The following is a 254-nucleotide window of genomic DNA, read 5'->3' on the forward strand; positions in this document are numbered from 1 at the left end:
GGCGCCGGCGGCCACCTGGCGGTCAGGGGTGCGCGATCAGAAGGGGGGCTCGTGGGAGTAGCCACCCGCCCCCCCGCCGCCCGCGGGCGTGGCCCACGGGTCGCCCTGCTGCGCGGACTGGCCGCCGCCGTTGAACCCGCCACCGCCGCCGCCACCGCCGTTGCAGCCGCCGCCACCGCCGCCGCCGAACCCGCCGCCGCCACCGCCGGACCGCTGGGTCCGGGTGACCTTGGCCGAGGGGTAGCGGAGCGAGG

1 pseudogene is annotated in these 254 nt (G+C 81.1%); it reads right to left on the reverse strand.

Going from position 1 to position 254, the window contains the following annotated elements:
* Nucleotides 1–36: 36 nt before the first annotated feature.
* Nucleotides 37–254: pseudogene (locus tag KVT14_RS20690) on the reverse strand (single-stranded DNA-binding protein); the annotation flags it as partial.

Source organism: Cellulomonas sp. GbtcB1 (genome assembly GCF_019091725.1).
Taxonomy (GTDB): Bacteria; Actinomycetota; Actinomycetes; order Actinomycetales; family Cellulomonadaceae; genus Cellulomonas.